This window comes from Paenibacillus sp. FSL P4-0338, assembly GCF_038002365.1.
Taxonomy (GTDB): Bacteria; Bacillota; Bacilli; order Paenibacillales; family Paenibacillaceae; genus Paenibacillus_AQ.
This window is the reverse complement of sequence record NZ_JBBOCG010000001.1, coordinates 2,794,487-2,811,062: the sequence shown is the minus strand read 5'-3', so window position 1 is coordinate 2,811,062 and position 16,576 is coordinate 2,794,487. Positions and strand designations below refer to the sequence as shown.

The 16,576-nt window shown below is 48.7% G+C and carries 10 protein-coding genes; all 10 read left to right on the top strand.

The features are described from left to right. Positions 1–3: 3 nt before the first annotated feature. The 10 genes from MKZ07_RS12540 (at position 4) to pflA (ending at position 16,379) form a co-directional block, all read left to right on the top strand. The gene (locus MKZ07_RS12540; RefSeq protein WP_341026006.1) at positions 4–966 is read left to right on the top strand and encodes an alpha/beta hydrolase; all 963 of its coding nucleotides are present in this window, start codon (positions 4–6) and stop codon (positions 964–966) included. Positions 967–1,263: 297 nt separating this feature from the next. Then, positions 1,264–3,057, top strand: coding sequence for a cache domain-containing sensor histidine kinase (locus tag MKZ07_RS12535; protein WP_445670279.1), 1,794 nt, complete (start codon positions 1,264–1,266; stop codon positions 3,055–3,057). A gap of 13 nt (positions 3,058–3,070) precedes the next feature. Continuing rightward, the gene (locus MKZ07_RS12530) at positions 3,071–4,399 is read left to right on the top strand and encodes a response regulator (RefSeq protein ID WP_341026004.1); all 1,329 of its coding nucleotides are present in this window, start codon (positions 3,071–3,073) and stop codon (positions 4,397–4,399) included. Positions 4,400–4,517: 118 nt separating this feature from the next. Further along, entirely contained in the window at positions 4,518–5,441 is a 924-nt protein-coding gene (locus tag MKZ07_RS12525) for a carbohydrate ABC transporter permease (protein ID WP_341026002.1), read from the top strand. Between the two features lies 1 nt (position 5,442). Continuing rightward, on the top strand, positions 5,443–6,315 hold the full coding sequence (locus MKZ07_RS12520; protein WP_341026000.1) for a carbohydrate ABC transporter permease: 873 nt from the start codon (positions 5,443–5,445) through the stop codon (positions 6,313–6,315). A gap of 134 nt (positions 6,316–6,449) precedes the next feature. Continuing rightward, entirely contained in the window at positions 6,450–7,952 is a 1,503-nt protein-coding gene (locus MKZ07_RS12515; RefSeq protein WP_341025999.1) for an ABC transporter substrate-binding protein, read from the top strand. Positions 7,953–8,527: 575 nt separating this feature from the next. After that, a complete protein-coding gene (gene ltrA / locus MKZ07_RS12510; RefSeq protein ID WP_036694821.1) occupies positions 8,528–9,820 on the top strand; it encodes a group II intron reverse transcriptase/maturase in 1,293 nt (430 codons plus the stop codon). Positions 9,821–10,376: 556 nt separating this feature from the next. Further along, positions 10,377–12,998 (top strand): bifunctional acetaldehyde-CoA/alcohol dehydrogenase, encoded by a 2,622-nt coding sequence (gene adhE, locus MKZ07_RS12505; protein WP_036698470.1) that lies wholly within the window; start codon positions 10,377–10,379, stop codon positions 12,996–12,998. Between the two features lie 261 nt (positions 12,999–13,259). Then, on the top strand, positions 13,260–15,521 hold the full coding sequence (gene pflB, locus MKZ07_RS12500) for a formate C-acetyltransferase (protein ID WP_036698469.1): 2,262 nt from the start codon (positions 13,260–13,262) through the stop codon (positions 15,519–15,521). A gap of 120 nt (positions 15,522–15,641) precedes the next feature. Further along, positions 15,642–16,379, top strand: coding sequence for a pyruvate formate-lyase-activating protein (gene pflA, locus MKZ07_RS12495; RefSeq protein WP_036698467.1), 738 nt, complete (start codon positions 15,642–15,644; stop codon positions 16,377–16,379). Positions 16,380–16,576 lie beyond the last annotated feature (197 nt).

Below are 16,576 nucleotides of genomic sequence, written 5' to 3'. Positions count from 1 at the left end.
TTCATGAACAAGGATTCATCCTATAATCAATCAGTGACCTATTGGAAGCAATATCAGAAGTTTTTCCCGGATGACATGCAGATCAATGAAGCCCATTTACCCGCAGAAGAATGGATGACCTGGAACCATGCTCATATTCACCTGGATCGTATGCCAGCTCCTGCCGCACCTTTAAAAATCATTTTCATTCATGGAGCCGGCGGCAATGGCAGGTTGCTCGCTCCATATGCACGAATGCTCCAATCCTACGGTTATGAAGTAGTGTCGCCGGATCTGCCGCCTTATGGTCTAAGCTATGCCGATTCAGCGGAATCAATAGATTATCAGTTCTGGATTGACATCCTTAATGAATTGATCGAACAGGAGCTTAGAAGGGACGGCAAGCCTATTATTCTGCTGGGCTCCAGCATTGGAGGCATGTTGGCTTATCATACTGCTGTACAAAGTAAGCGGGTCAAAGGGTTAATAGCAACGACATTTGTAGATACGAGTGATCCGAAGGTTCGTGATCAGTTAGCTCCTAACAAACTCATCAGCCGGTTAGGGGGATGGTGTATGAATCAATTCCCTGCCCTGCTAGACTCCTTGCAGATCTCTGTGAATAGAGTATCCCGGATGAAATGGATCACGAACAACGCCGAGCTGACCAGACTCATTATGAATGATCCCCATGCGGCAGGTACAAGAATCCCTTTACGCTTATTAAGAACCTTTCTAAATATGAAACCGGTCCTGGAACCTCAGCAGTTTGACTTGTGTCCGGTATTACTCGTTCATCCTCAATTAGACCCTATGACTCCTTACTGCTTCAGTAAACCGTTTTATGACCATCTTAAAAGCAGAAAAGAATCTGTGATTTTAGAGGGTGCAGGTCATTTTCCGATTGAACAACAGGGGCTGGAGCAGATGATTGCTGCTGTGCTTGCTTTTTTGAGAACAGTAGAGGAAGAATTACAGCTAACATAAACCGTCCGGCTCAATGTGCTCAGGATGAAACACTATAAATCACTATAAAACCAGTCCAACACGGGATGTTCGTGTGTGGGCTAGTTTTTGCTTGCTTAGCTGAAAAACTCCATACAAATGGACATAAAGAACTTTGAAATAAACCTGTGTAAGCGCTTGTAGGTTTGTTAAAATATAAGAAATTATAGGTTGCACACGATAACTTATCCTTCTATTTCTCGCTGAAACGGTACCGTCCTTTAAAAGGACGGCAACGCCGTTTCCCCTTGTATTATTGAAACTGGAGGTGAATCCAGGGTGTTGTCCACGCTTGTGAAACCCATTATCAGGCTCAGTGTTAAGCAGCAGTTGATTCTGCTGTTCCTGATCATGATTACGCCTATTCTGATTCTGAACAGCTACGGAAACTACAAGGCAGAGGAGATTCTGAAGCACCATGTGACCAATGCCTATGTGGAGCTGAACAAGCAGAATCTCGCCATTATTAACAGAGACATCGATACGGTGAACAAAATCACGACCACCGTCATCCAGAATCCGGTCCTGCAGCAGCTCAACATGAGCGGGAATGATACAGTGCTGGAGCGCGTGGAACGTTATGAGACCATCGAGAAGCTGCTCGGCAGCTATTCGCAGGGAGCGGAGCGGGGTGACGGCATCTACTACTCGCTATACGTATATGATCCCGATAACTACTACTTTTTCGCTCCCAATTTCCCGCAGGTGAAGAAGGCGGGGGTTTATTTTTTCTCCAAGGAGGAACGGCCATACTGGTTCGAACAGGTGGTACAGCAGAAGGGCCGCGGATACCTGATGTTCGCCGAGAAGCTGAGTCCGCAGGCCGAAAATCTGAAGACGCTCACTTATGTCAGGGCTGTCAATAATATCTACCGGGGGGAAGGGACGCTCGGCGTGCTGGTGGTGACCAAGATGGAATCGAAGATCGGCGAATCGCTAAGGTCCATCTCACTGCCGGACGGGGAAATCTATCTGACGGATATGAACAACCGTGTACTGGCCTCAACCACGAATTCAACCGGAGAGGTGATCGTTCTGCCGGACGGCTCGGAGGCGGGAGATCCGGAGGGAACCGAGGATATTATCACTGATGACTTCATCTACGTGGTGAACAACAATCATGCCTTTGAGCAAAAGCTGGTCTACAAGGTGCCCGTCAAATCCCTGCTCCAGCAGCAGAACGAAATGAAACGCGTCATTCAATACATAACAGTGGCTTACGCGCTGTTCGGACTGATCATCATTACCTACTTCTGGCGTTCGCTGATGACGCCTTTGCAGAAGCTGGCTTTTTTTGTACGCAAGTATGAGCCGGGCAACCGTGTGCCCGAGACTCCCCGCAGAGGAAGCAACGATGAGGTCAGTGTGCTGATTACCGCCACGTATGATATGGCCCGCAGGCTTAACAGCCTGATTATGTACAAATACCAGATGGAGCTGAAGCAGAAGGAATCGCAGCTGCAGCTGCTCTACCAGCAGATCAACCCGCATCTGCTGTACAACACCCTGGAGAGTATTTATTGGAAAAGCTCGCTCGAAGGCAACGTGGAATCCGCGGAAATGATCAAGGAATTATCCAAGCTGATGAAGATCAGCTTAAGCCGGGGCCGGGAGCTGATCTCGCTCGAAGAGGAGCTTGAACATGCCAGTGCCTACATCAAGCTCCAGCAGCACCGGCATGATTATGTGTTCGCCGTTATCTGGAATATCGCTCCCGGGACCACCAGGAATCTGATTCCCAAGATCACCCTGCAGCCCCTGATCGAGAATGCCATTATCCACGGGGTTAAGCATATGGAGGAGGACGGTGAAATCATCATCACCTCTGTGCTGGAGGATGGCCGGATTCGGATTACCATTGAGGATAACGGCTATAGGCAGGTCGATTATAAGGCTATCGAACAGATCCTCAATGATGACAGCCAGAACTCGGTTAACGGATACGGTATCCGCAATATCCATCAGCGTGTGCAGCTGCATTTCGGCGGGGATTACGGGATCAGCTACGGACCGCGTGAGTGCGGAGGCACGATAGTAAGTGTGATCCTTCCGAAGTCAGAGACTATAGAGTAGAGGAGAGAATACGGTGTTCAATATACTGGTTGTTGATGATGAGCCGCTCATTTGCAAAGGACTGAGCAGCCTGCTGGCTGCTTCCGGGTTGGATATTGACCATATCTATACGGCCGGCAGCGGGTATGAGGCACTGGATTGTATCCGTATGGAGGAGATCGATCTGCTTGTGACCGATATCCAGATGGGGGCGATGAGCGGGATTGAACTGATGCAGCATGCCAAAATGACCAAGCCCTGGGTGCAGACGATCGTCATCTCTGCGCATGAGACCTTTCAATACGCCCAGATGGCTGTCCGGCTGGGGGCGAGAGACTATCTGATCAAGCCGCTGAACAGCGAGCAGTTCCTGGATTCGGTGCGCAGTGTTGTCCTGAAGATGAATAGACCGTCGCCGGAGCTGGCTACATATATGGATGGTAATGGAGACCGCTTCCGGCTGGAGGAGCCGCTTCCCGAGTACAGCGAACTGCTGAACAGTCTGCTTACGGAGACTGCGGAGGTGCTGGAGGCAGAGGAGAAGCTGCGCAAGCTGGATGAGCTAAGGCTGCGGGGGCCGTTTTTTGCGGTGATCAAAATCAAGATCCCCCTGCCGCAAGACCGGCCTGAGCAGAGGTACACTACCCGTGATCACAGCCTGCTGCGTTACGCTGCCTTGAATATCGCCAAGGAGTTGCTGGATCAGGAGTGGAATTCCACTGCCTTCTATTCGCCGGACCAGGAAATCACCATAATCATCCAGTGGGATGAGGAGAGCTACGAGGAGCCGTCCACCGGCCAGTTGAGCAGGTTGGAGGTGCTGGGACGCAGCCTGCATTTTAATATTCACCGCTATCTGCAGCTGAGTGCCGTTATCGGCATCAGCCAGATTCTGAAGGGGCTGAGCTTCATGGATGTGCTGAACCGGCAAGCCTCGAAGGCGATCCTCTGGAACAACGAGCATGTAGATCATTATGTGTTCTATTATGGAGATTTCAACTGGAGTAACTATGCCGCTGATCCGTCGCCCGAGGAGCTACATACGCACAGTAATCTGATCGTGCAGAAGGCGAAGGAATACATTGACGGGAATTATGCCCAGAAGGGGCTAACGATCCATGAAGTAGCGAAGAAGAATCATGTCAGCCCTAATTACCTGAGCTATTTGTTCAAGAAGAATACAGGCTATAACCTGTGGGAATATGTGATTAAGCTGCGGATGGAGGACAGCCGGGAGATGATTCTGAACACCGATCTGCGCCGGTATGAGATAGCGGAGCGGGTGGGATACGAGTCGCCGGAGCATTTCAGCAAAATTTTCAAAAAATACTTTGGACTCAGTCCCAGCGAGCTGAAGAAGTAAGAACGCTTACGATTGCCATAGATATAGACATGTTAAGTCTCTCCCTCATTTCCTACAATGAAGACAGGATGCGCTTTCCCATAAAGTGCTGAAAGACGACAGGAATGAGGGAGCCGGAATGAATCAGTCTGCTGCGTTACACGATCACCTTCCAGCGGAGCTGGAGAGCAAGCCGTACAAGCAGAACCGTTGGAAAAAGAATTATTGGGGCGTGATGTTTCTTGTCCCCGCATTGATCATCTTCATTATGTTTATGTGGGTGCCTATCTTCAAAGGGTTCCTGTACAGCTTCTACACCGTTGATTTCGTCAAAGGGAATACCTTCGCCGGCCTGGACAATTATGCCAGGGCACTTACCGACACCGATGTGCTGATTGCTGTCCAAAACACCCTGTACTATATGCTGCTGTGCCTGGTGATCGGCTTCTGGGTTCCGATTGCCTTTGCCATTGCGATCTCCGAGCTGCGGAAATTCGGCGGATTCGTGCGCGTTGCCGCGTATTTGCCATATGTCATGCCTGCTGTAGTCCTATACGGGCTGTGGCGCTGGCTGTATGATCCGGTTGGACCGATTAATGCCTTAATCGGCAGCACCGGAGCGGAGCAGATCGCCTTCCTGACCGATACCCGTTGGTCGATGATCTCGCTGGTCTTCATGGAGACCTGGCAGCAGTTCGGCTCGGGGATGCTGATCTATCTTGCTGCGGTGCTTAGTATTCCCCGGGACTGGTATGAGGCCGCCGAGATTGACGGAGCGGGAGTATGGGCGCGTATCCGCCACATCACCTTGCCTTCGCTGCGCAATCTGATCCTGCTGATGCTGATTCTTCAAGTCATCGCCACCTCTCAGGGCTACCAGTCACAGATGGCCTTGCTGGACGGGGGGCCGAACAATGCTACGCTGACGTATGCTCTGCTTATTGTGAAGTATGCTTTTACCAGACTGGATTATGGTACGGCGACTGCGCTGGGGATGCTGATGTTTGTTGTTCTGGGCGGTTTGGGCATTCTTCAGTTCAAGCTTAACAAGGAGGACAACTAGGATGAAGAGCGCAGACAGAGGGATTCTCTCGGAGCATGATCTTAAGAAAACCAGCAACCGGGTGGTATATGGAATTATGGTTTTGTTCATCGTCCTGATGATCTTCAGCATGCTGTACCCCATCCTCATGACGATGTTCAATGGGTTGAAGTCGAATATCGAGGTCAATTCCTTTCCTCCGCATTTTTTCCCGCAGGAATGGCATTTCGGCAATTTGAAGGATGCACTGGATTATATCGATCTGGCCATGTTTCTGCGGAACACCCTGTATATTTTTGCAGGAAATATGGCCGCTACCTTAATTGTGCTGGGACTCGCGTCCTTTAGTATCTCCCGGATGCATGTGCCTTACCGCAAGGCCTTCTATTTCTTCTTCCTGATGACACTGTTCATTCCAGCCACGAGCTATATGATTCCGAACTTTGTCAATCTGAAGGAGCTGGGCCTGCTCAATCAATATGCGGCATTCTGGCTGCCGGCAGGCGCGAACACGTTCTTCTTCCTGCTGCTTAAGAATTTCTTCGACGGGATTCATCCCGAGATACTGGAAGCGGCGCGGATGGACGGGGCCTCGGAGCCGAGAAGCTTCTTCACCATCGCGGTGCCGCTGTCGATTCCGATTTTTGCAACACTGGCGATCTTCATCTTCTCCACAGCCTGGAATGACTGGTTCTGGCCGTCACTGGTCATGCACAGTGAAGAGAAGTATACGCTCGCTACCGCCATCTATAAGTACGTTATCAATGTAAAAGCGCTGAATACGAACATCAAATTTGCGATTCTGTTCATTGTCTCTCTGCCGCCGATCCTGGTGTTCCTGGTCTTCCAGAAGTTCATTATGCGCGGGGTTTCATTGTCAGCGGTCAAAGGGTGAGCAGAAGAATCCTTACAGAAGATACGGATCGTATACCTGCACATGAAAGCAATATAATCACACCTCGTTTGTAAGCGGTCTCTTCTTTTAAGATGAAAGGGTAAGCTCATTATGAATGGAAAAGGGGAGTTACAATGCGTAAAGTTTCCAGCGTATTCGCCTGTCTCCTGGTAACGGGGACCTTATTGTCCGCTTGCGGGGGCAATAACAACGGCAACAAGCCGGCGGCTGACGGGGGAGAAGCGACACCTGCACCAGCGGCGACCCAGGCGGCAGAAGAGTCGGCAACCCCGTCACAGTCACCGGCAGATGATATCAACCAGAAGAAGGTAACGATCAAAATCCACTATCCTACGCCTGACCTGACCGAGGTGAGAGCGCAGGAGGATGATAAAATCAAGCGGTTCCAGGAAGTCTATCCGAACGTGGAGATCGTCAAGGATGACTGGCAGTATAATGTAAGCGAGATCGGAGTGAAGATGGCTGCGAACGAAGCGCCTACCTTCTTCAACACATATGCTACCGAAGCCAAATTCCTGATTGAGAAGGGCTGGGTAGCCGACATCACCGATCTGTGGAACAACTATGAGTTCAAGGATCAGATCAATCCAGTGCTGCAGAATCAGTTCATTATCGGCGGCAAGGTGTATGGGGTAACGCAGAAGGGTTACGTCACTACAACGATGATCAATAAGAAAATGCTCGATGACAAAGGTGTAGCCGTACCTCCAATGGATTGGACCTGGGACGACATGCTGAACACAGCCAAAGGAGTGGCCGACCCCAAGAAAGGTATCTCCGGGATTGCACCGATGGGCAAAGGCAACGAAGCTGGCTGGAACTGGACCAACTTCCTATTTGAAGCGGGTGGAGAGATCCAGAAGATTGAGGGAGGCAAGGTGGTGGCAACCTTCAATTCTGAAGCCGGGATCAAAGCGCTGGATTTCTATAAGAAGCTGAGATGGGAAGCCAAAGCCGTTCCCCAAGACTGGGCCCTCGGCTGGGGCGATGCGGTAGGAGCGTTCCAGCAGGGCCGTACCGCGATGGTTATGGCCGGCTCAGACGGTGTCATTGAACAGGCCCTTAACCAGGGCGGGTTCAAGCCTGAGGATGTGCTGACCTATCCAATGCCTGCGGCTGAGAAGGGTGGCAAGCATACCGGTGTTCTCGGCGGCGACTATCTGGTCATCAACCCGAATGCCAGCAAGGATGAACAAGAGATGGCCTTCCGTTATATTACCTTCGACTATTTCTCAGATAAAGGCCTGGAAGCGCTCGATGCTATTATCAGCCAGCGTAAAACGGACGGCAAATACTATATCCCGCCGCTTCTAGATTACTATGCTGCCGATTCCGACTTCGGCAAGAAGACCAAGGCCGTCTATGACAAGTACGATATTGTATATCAGTACAGTCCTGAAATCATGGCGCTGCTGGATGGCAAGCCTGAAGCCCAGTACAACACTCAGGACTATTATGCCACGATGTCCAACGTGATCCAGGAGCTGTTCGCCAAGGAAGGCACAGACTCGAAGGTCCAGCTTGATGCGGCGGCCGCAACGGTCCAGCAGAAATTCTTCGATACGATTAAGGGGAGTAGATTTAGATGTCCTCCTAGTGGGGGAAGAGGTGGATAAAAGGAGACAGCAGAGATGCTGTCTCCTTTTTTTAAATATAAGGCGTGCCCAGAAAGCGCGTATCTTCTAACCGGTGAAAGTCCGGTCACGGGAGGGGCCAAGCCCCCGTGTAGCTAGGATGCCTGCGTACGGCGAAATCCGTGCGTAGAAGCGCATCGACAAAAGTCCGGTCAGAGACAGGGCGAGCAACCCGCCAGGCCGTAACATGAAGTGAATCCTGCCGCGTCGTCATAAAGGCCCCGCAAGGGGGAAGAGAGGAAGTCGAACCTCGCTTATATGGGTGAAGACCATGGAAGCTGCAGAGAACTTGGAACGGCAGTGAAGAATCCTCCGGCGTATGGGGATCGGCATGGAAGGAAAGAAGACATAGTGAACTGGGGAGACCCTCCCCCACACGGGAGGATTTTTTTTTTAGAAACCCGTAAAAAGACGCTCTATAAGTCCAAAAGATGAAATGAACCGTCTGTGGGAAGGGAGTCCGAGGGGCTCATAGTACCGAGGAACCTAAGGACAACATAACCTTAGGGAGAGAAGGAGCCCTGCTTTGTTTATGCTTTTGGAGGAGGTACGAGTGAGTGAATGCCAGTAGGCTAACGACACCTAAGGAAAAAGTTCAAGAACTCCAAGAAAAGCTAGGTCATGCGGCCAAGGAGAACAACAAGCGTAAATTCCATGCACTGTACGACAAAGTCTACCGCTGGGATGTGCTGAGTGAAGCCTGGAAACGGGTGAAAGCGAACAAGGGGGCTGCCGGAGTAGATACGGTGACGCTCGCGGATATTGAGAAACAAGGAGAAGTGCAATTTCTCAAAGACTGCGAGCGAGCATTAAAGGATGGTAACTACCACCCACAGCCCGTACGGCGGCACTATATCCCAAAGAAAGACGGGAAACCAAGACCGCTGGGCATACCCAGCGTGCGCGACCGAGTGGTGCAGATGGCAACCAAACTCGTCATTGAACCGATCTTCGAAGCGGATTTCGAAGAAGTATCCTTCGGATTTCGCCCGAAGCGAAGTGCGAAAGGAGCACTGGATCGAATCCGGAAAGCCTGCAACCGCAAAGGAAATTGGGTAGTCGACGTCGACATCCAAGGTTACTTCGACAATATTAACCAGGAGAAACTGATGAAATTGGTACAAATGCGTATCAATGACAGACGAATCCTGAAGTTAATCCGGAAGTGGCTTCAGGCGGGAGTCATGGAAGAAGGAAACGTAAGACGTTCCGATTTAGGCACACCACAAGGTGGAGTGATCTCACCACTTTTGGCGAACATCTATCTGAACTATTTTGACCGACTGTGGGAAAAACACGGGAAAGGAGTAGGTGAACTCACGAGGTATGCAGACGATCTTGTGGTGGTCTGTAAAACTAAAAAGGACGCCGGACATGCGTATGAACTCATACGCAGAATCATGGAACGTCTGGAGCTGACGCTACACCCAACCAAAACCCGTATTGTCGGCTTATGGACAGGAGACGAAGGATTCGACTTCTTAGGAATGCACCACCGGAAAAAGAAGGCAGAAACATCCCAAGGCAAGGTGTATTACACCACGCAGCAGTGGCTAACGAAGAAGGCGGAGGAACGAATTCGAGGCGTGGTTAAAGAAAGATTAGCACCGCCCAGCATGCGTTCGAAATCGTTTGCGGAACACGTGGAATGGCTCAATCCCAAGATTCAAGGATGGAGAAACTACTATTACACAAAGTACAGCCAAAAGAGGTTAGCAAAACTGGATTGGTATATTCTGCAACGATTTACCCGGTGGTATGCGAAGAAGAGACAACGAGGAAGATGGATGAGATCCCGGTCAGAAGTTAGATATTTGACCATCCAATATGGACTAAAAACGCTATTGTAATCTGCATGCCGATGAATGACAAACATCGGAAAGCCGTATGAGGGAAAACCTCACGTACGGTTTGATGAGGAGGGGCTGGGTTGCACCAGCCCTTTACTCTAGAATTTATATTTTGCACATGATAAATTATCCTTCTATTTCTCGCTGAAACGGAACCGTCCTTTAAAAGGACGGCAAAGCCGTTTCCACTTGTAAAGTTGAGATTTATATTTATATTCACACCGTCAGACTTATTCTATAGAAGAGCAGTGGATGAACTGAAGTGACGGCTTGGCATTCATGAGCAAATTACCGAAGCCCAACTGGCATTGCAAGGCAAGATGGGCCATTAACGCTGCAGACTACCGTATTGCGTTCGCAGAATAGACAAATATTAATTAAATAATGCATATAATATGGAAAAAATACCGGTAAATGATCGAATGAAAGCGCTTTGAAAACAACTCAAAAAAAACTTTAAACTTTGTGAAAGATTTCACTATACAAGGTGAAAAGGATGTGCTAAGATAAATGTATAGAAAGAAACAACCTAAAAATTGACAGGAGGACGAGGGAGATGGCAGTTAAAAACGAAGTCGCCGCCCAAGTGAAACAAACCACCGCTGAAGAGTATATTCAGGTTTTGGTGGATAAAGCAAAGAAAGCCCACGAAGCGTTCATGGGCCTGGATCAAGAGCAGACAAACACAATCGTTCATGCAATGGCGCTGGCCGGACTCGACAAGCATATGTACCTGGCAAAACTGGCAGTTGAAGAAACAGGACGCGGAGTATACGAAGACAAAATTACGAAGAACATCTTCTCCACTGAATATATCTGGCACGGAATTAAGTACGACAAGACTGTAGGCGTTATTGAGGATAACGCTTATGACAGCTTCCAGAAAATTGCTGAACCAGTCGGAATCATTATGGGTATCACACCGGTTACCAACCCAACATCCACCACAATGTTTAAAGCTTTGATTTCCGCGAAGACACGTAACCCTATTATATTCGGTTTCCACCCGTCAGCGCAAGAGTGTAGTGCGGCAGCAGCCAAAATTCTGCATGATGCAGGCGTAGCAGCCGGCGCACCAGAGAACTTCATCCAATGGATTGAGCTTCCTACAATGGACAAAACAAACGCATTGATGAACAATCCGGACGTTGCACTGATTCTGGCAACCGGCGGATCGGCAATGGTCAAAGCAGCTTACAGCTGCGGCAAACCGGCACTTGGCGTAGGTCCTGGTAACGTGCCTGCCTTCATTGAGAAGAGTGCTGACATTGATCAGGCTGTAACTGACCTTATCCTGTCGAAGACTTTCGATAATGGTATGATCTGTGCTTCCGAGCAGGCTGTCATCATTGAAGAAGCTATCTTCGATCAAGTGAAGAAGAAAATGATTGCAAACGGCTGTTACTTTGTGAACAAAGAAGAAGCGGCTAAGCTGACCAGCGGCGCAATGAACGTAGAGAAATGTGCGGTTAACCCGGCTATCGTTGGCCAATCCGCTGTGAAGATCGCTGAAATGTGCGGCATTCAGGTTCCTGCCGGAACGAAGATCCTTGTAGCTGAGCTTGAAGGTGTAGGTACTAAATATCCATTGTCCGCTGAGAAGTTGAGCCCGGTTCTGGCTTGCTACAAAGTGAAGAATGCTGACCAGGGTATCGAACGCGCAGCTCAAATCGTTGAATTTGGCGGCATGGGCCACAGCTCGGCTATCCATTCCAACAACGAAGAAGTTATCATGAAGTTCTCCAACCGTCTGCAGACCGGACGTATTCTCGTCAACTCGCCATCCACACACGGCGCAATCGGTGATATTTATAACACTAATATCCCTTCATTGACACTGGGCTGCGGATCTTACGGACGCAACTCGGTATCGCAGAACGTGACTGCCATCAATCTGATCAACGTGAAAAGGGTGAACCGTCGTACCGTGAATATGCAATGGTTTAAAGTACCTGACAAGATTTACTTCGAGAAGGGGTCCACTCAGTACCTGGCCAAAATGCCTGATATTACACGCGTAGCTATTATCACTGACCCTATGATGGTGAAGCTCGGATATGTTGAAAGAGTTGAGCATTATCTGCGTCAACGTCAGACTCCAGTAGCCATCGAAGTGTTCTCTGAAGTTGAACCAGATCCATCGACAACTACTGTAGAAAAAGGTGCGGCAATGATGAACAGATTCCAGCCGGACTGCATCATCGCACTCGGCGGCGGTTCCCCTATGGATGCTGCCAAAGGAATGTGGCTGTTCTATGAACATCCGGATGCAGACTTCAACGGCCTGAAGCAGAAGTTCATGGATATCCGCAAACGGGTATATAAATTCCCTAAGCTCGGCAACAAAGCGAAATTCGTTGCGATTCCTACAACTTCCGGTACAGGTTCCGAAGTAACCTCGTTCGCAGTTATCACAGATAAGACAACGGGTAATAATACTAAGTATCCGCTGGCTGACTATGAGCTGACTCCAGACGTAGCTATTATCGATCCTGAGTTTGTATACAGCTTGCCAAGAACAGCAGTTGCCGATACAGGTATGGACGTATTGACACATGCAATCGAAGCTTATGTATCTGTAATGGCCAGTGACTATTCCGATGGTCTGGCAATCAAAGCTATTCAGCTGGTATTCCAGTGGCTGGAGAAATCCGCACTGCAAGGCGACAAACTGGCCCGTGAGAAAATGCACAACGCATCGACACTTGCCGGTATGGCCTTTGCCAATGCATTCCTGGGGATTAACCACAGCTTGGCGCACAAATGGGGCGGACAGTACCACACCGCGCATGGCCGCACCAATGCAATCCTGATGCCGCATGTTATCCGTTACAATGCCAAGAAGCCTACGAAGTTCGCTTCGTTCCCTAAATATTCGCACTTTGTAGCTGACGAACGGTATGCTGAAATTGCCCGTATTCTGGGATTGCCAGCACGCACTACCGAAGAAGGCGTAACCAGCCTGATCAATGCGATCCGCGACATGAACAAAAAACTTGGCATCGAAGAATCCTTCTCGGCTCTTGGTTTCGATCCTAAGGACTTCGAATCCCGTGTAGACTATCTGGCTGACCGTGCATTTGAAGACCAATGTACAACTGCCAACCCTAAAATGCCGCTGGTATCCGAGCTTGCTGATGTTTACCGCAACGCATTCTACGGCAAATTCGATAATTAATTAACGGTTGCCTGACAAAGAATAAGGTTAAAGGTTAATATGGGACTGGATGGAAGTGACAAATATCACCGAAAGAGTGATATTTGTCACAGTCCTTTTTCAGAAAATAAACTAAAATGTTTATATAAACAACGGTCCCGGTTATGAAGATGCGATTGTGAATTTTATAACAACCATAGCTCATGGGATCACGAGACACGGGATTAACCTTCAAGCCCGCGATCTCTACAAATATACTAAATATAAATGGAGGGATTTAGCATGTCGGTGATTGAAAAAGAAGTACAAGAGGTTAAGTCTGGCTGGAGAAATTTCACAAAAGGCACATGGTCCAAGAAAGTTGACGTTAATAACTTTATTGCCAAGAACATCAAGCCTTATGAAGGAAATGAAGATTTCCTCGTAGGTCCTACCAGCAATACTACTGAACTGTGGAAGATTATCTCCCAGCTGAGTAAGGAAGAAAGAGAAAGAGGCGGCGTATGGGACGTTTCCCTCGATACTGTCTCCACTATCACTTCCCATGCTCCTGGTTACATTGACAAGGACAAGGAACAGATTGTCGGCGTTCAGACTGATGCGCCTTTCAGACGTTCCATCCAACCGTTCGGCGGTATCAAGATGATGATCGATGCTACTAAGGCTTACGGCTTCGAGCTTCCGCAGAATATCGTTGACATGTTCACGAACATCCGCAAAACGCATAACCAAGGCGTATTTGATGCATATACACCAGATATGAGAGCTGTGCGTAAATCCGGCGTAATCACAGGTCTTCCTGATGCTTATGGCCGCGGACGTATCATCGGCGACTATCGCCGTATTGCTCTGTATGGTATTGATTTCCTGATTAAAGACAAGAAGCAGCAACTGGCTGAACTCGAAGTAGACTCCATGACAGAAGATGTTATCCGTCTGCGTGAAGAGCTGTCCGAGCAAATGCGTGCTCTGGGCGAACTGAAACAAATGGCTGCAGCTCATGGTATGGACATCTCCAAACCGGCTGTCAACTTCAAAGAAGCTACACAATGGGTATACTTCGGTTATCTGGCAGCTGTTAAAGAACAGAATGGTGCGGCAATGTCCTTGGGACGCGTATCTTCCTTCCTTGATATCTATGTTCAACGCGACGTTGAAGAAGGTACTCTGACTGAAGAGCAAGCACAAGAAATCGTTGACCATTTCGTAATGAAGCTGCGTATTGTGAAATTCCTGCGTACGCCTGACTATAACGACCTGTTCTCCGGTGACCCTACTTGGGTGACAGAATCCATCGGTGGTATGGCCGAAGACGGTACAACTCGCGTAACCAAGAACAGCTTCCGCTTCCTGCATACCCTGTACAATCTGGGACCAGCACCAGAACCAAACCTGACTGTACTGTGGTCCGAGAAGCTGCCTGAAGGCTTCAAAAAATATTGTGCCAAGGTATCTATTGAAACCAGCGCCATCCAATATGAGAACGATGATGTAATGCGTCCATACTGGGGTGAAGATTATGCAATTGCCTGCTGCGTATCCCCAATGCGTATCGGTAAGCAAATGCAGTTCTTCGGTGCCCGTGCCAACCTGGCTAAGGCTCTGCTGTATGCAATCAATGGTGGTAAAGATGAGAAATCCGGTGCTCAGGTAGGTCCTGAATATCCTGCGATCACTTCTGAATATCTGGATTACAACGAAGTAATGAAACGCTTCAAACCAATGATGGAATGGCTCGCTAAGACTTATGTCAACACGCTGAACATCATTCACTATATGCATGACAAATATTCCTACGAACGTATCGAAATGGCGCTGCATGACCGCGACATTCTGCGTACGATGGCTTGCGGTATCGCCGGACTGTCCGTTGCTGCTGACTCCCTGAGTGCAATCAAATACGCTAAGGTTAAGCCAATCCGTAACGAAGAAGGCATTGCTATCGACTTTGAAACTGAGGGTGAATTCCCTTGCTACGGTAACAACGACGACGCTGTTGACGGCATCGCAGTTGAACTGGTTGAAACCTTCATGTCGATGATCCGCAAAAACAAAACGTATCGTGACGCTGTGCCGACTCAATCGGTACTGACTATCACTTCGAACGTTGTATATGGTAAAAAGACTGGTACTACTCCTGACGGACGTAAAAAAGGCGAACCATTCGCTCCTGGTGCTAACCCAATGCACGGACGCGACAAGAAGGGTGCCCTGGCATCCCTGAACTCTGTTGCCAAACTTCCTTACTCCGATGCACAGGATGGTATCTCGAATACCTTCTCTATCGTTCCTAAGGCACTGGGTAAAGACGAAGATTCCCGTAAGTCCAACCTGGTCTTCATGATGGACGGATACTTCCACAATAACGCTCAGCACTTGAACGTTAACGTATTTAACCGTGAGCAGCTGCTCGACGCTATGGATCACCCAGAGAACTATCCACAGTTGACCATTCGCGTATCCGGCTATGCTGTTAACTTCATCAAGCTGACCCGTGAACAACAGATGGATGTTATCAACCGTACATTCCACGATTCCATGTAAGATGCATTCTTGTTCTACAAGAACTGAAATGAATTAAGAGCTGCCGCCCTTGCAAGAGGGCGGTACACTCTTGTCTGAAAGTGGTTAAAATTTTAAGTTTTTTTGAAAGGATGACATCTCATGCTTAAAGGACATATCCACTCTTTGGAAACGTTTGGTACGGTGGATGGCCCGGGTATCCGCTTCGTGCTTTTTATGCAGGGCTGCCTGCTCAAGTGTCAGTATTGCCACAACCCGGATACATGGGAATTGAATGAAGGCAAGGAAATGACCGTCGAGGAAGTGCTGGCGGAAATTGAGCCTTACCTGAATTATTATAAATCGTCCGGCGGCGGGCTAACCGTATCCGGCGGTGAACCAACCCTCCAGGCGCAATTCGTGAAGCAACTGTTCACCGAGGTGAAGAAACGCTGGAATCTGCATACCACGCTTGATACTAACGGCTATAATGATGGATCGAAAATCAGCGATCTGCTGGATGTTACCGACTTGGTGCTCTTGGATCTGAAGCATATTGATGATGAAGCGCACATCAAACTAACCGGCAAGTCCAACGACCGTACTTTGAAGCTGGCCCGCTGGTTATCTGATAATAACCGTAAAATGTGGATTCGCCATGTTTATGTTCCCGGCATTCATAATAAAGAAGAGGATTTACAGAATCTCGGCCGGTTCATTGGCACCTTAAATGGAGTGGAGAAGTTTGAAATTCTGCCTTATCACGTAATGGGAATCTACAAATGGAAAGAGCTTGGCCGTCCCTATGAGCTTGAAGGGGTGGAGTCACCTTCCGATGAAGAAGTGCAGCGTGCGTACCGGCTGATTGAAGAGGGGCGTAAAGAGTCTGCATTGGTCTAAATAAATATAATAATTATCGAAAGCGGAGCTTCTATTCTGAGGAGTTTCGCTTTTTTGTATGTCAGAAAACCTGACTGAATTCGCTTTCATTAGAGGATTTTATCCCTATTGAAGATAAATCTTAACCTTACGATTACAAATATGTTTTTCTATAATTAGAATTGTAAGGGAAATCATTAAATAGGGAGGGTCACCCG

Excerpts from the sequence above, each read along its gene's own strand:
- MKZ07_RS12540 (WP_341026006.1), top strand. The coding sequence starts at position 4 with ATGAACAAGGATTCATCCTATAATCAATCAGTGACCTATTGGAAGCAA.
- MKZ07_RS12525 (WP_341026002.1), top strand. The coding sequence starts at position 4,518 with ATGAATCAGTCTGCTGCGTTACACGATCACCTTCCAGCGGAGCTGGAG.
- MKZ07_RS12520 (WP_341026000.1), top strand. The coding sequence starts at position 5,443 with ATGAAGAGCGCAGACAGAGGGATTCTCTCGGAGCATGATCTTAAGAAA.
- MKZ07_RS12515 (WP_341025999.1), top strand. The coding sequence starts at position 6,450 with ATGCGTAAAGTTTCCAGCGTATTCGCCTGTCTCCTGGTAACGGGGACC.
- adhE (WP_036698470.1), top strand. The coding sequence starts at position 10,377 with ATGGCAGTTAAAAACGAAGTCGCCGCCCAAGTGAAACAAACCACCGCT.
- pflB (WP_036698469.1), top strand. The coding sequence starts at position 13,260 with ATGTCGGTGATTGAAAAAGAAGTACAAGAGGTTAAGTCTGGCTGGAGA.
- pflA (WP_036698467.1), top strand. The coding sequence starts at position 15,642 with ATGCTTAAAGGACATATCCACTCTTTGGAAACGTTTGGTACGGTGGAT.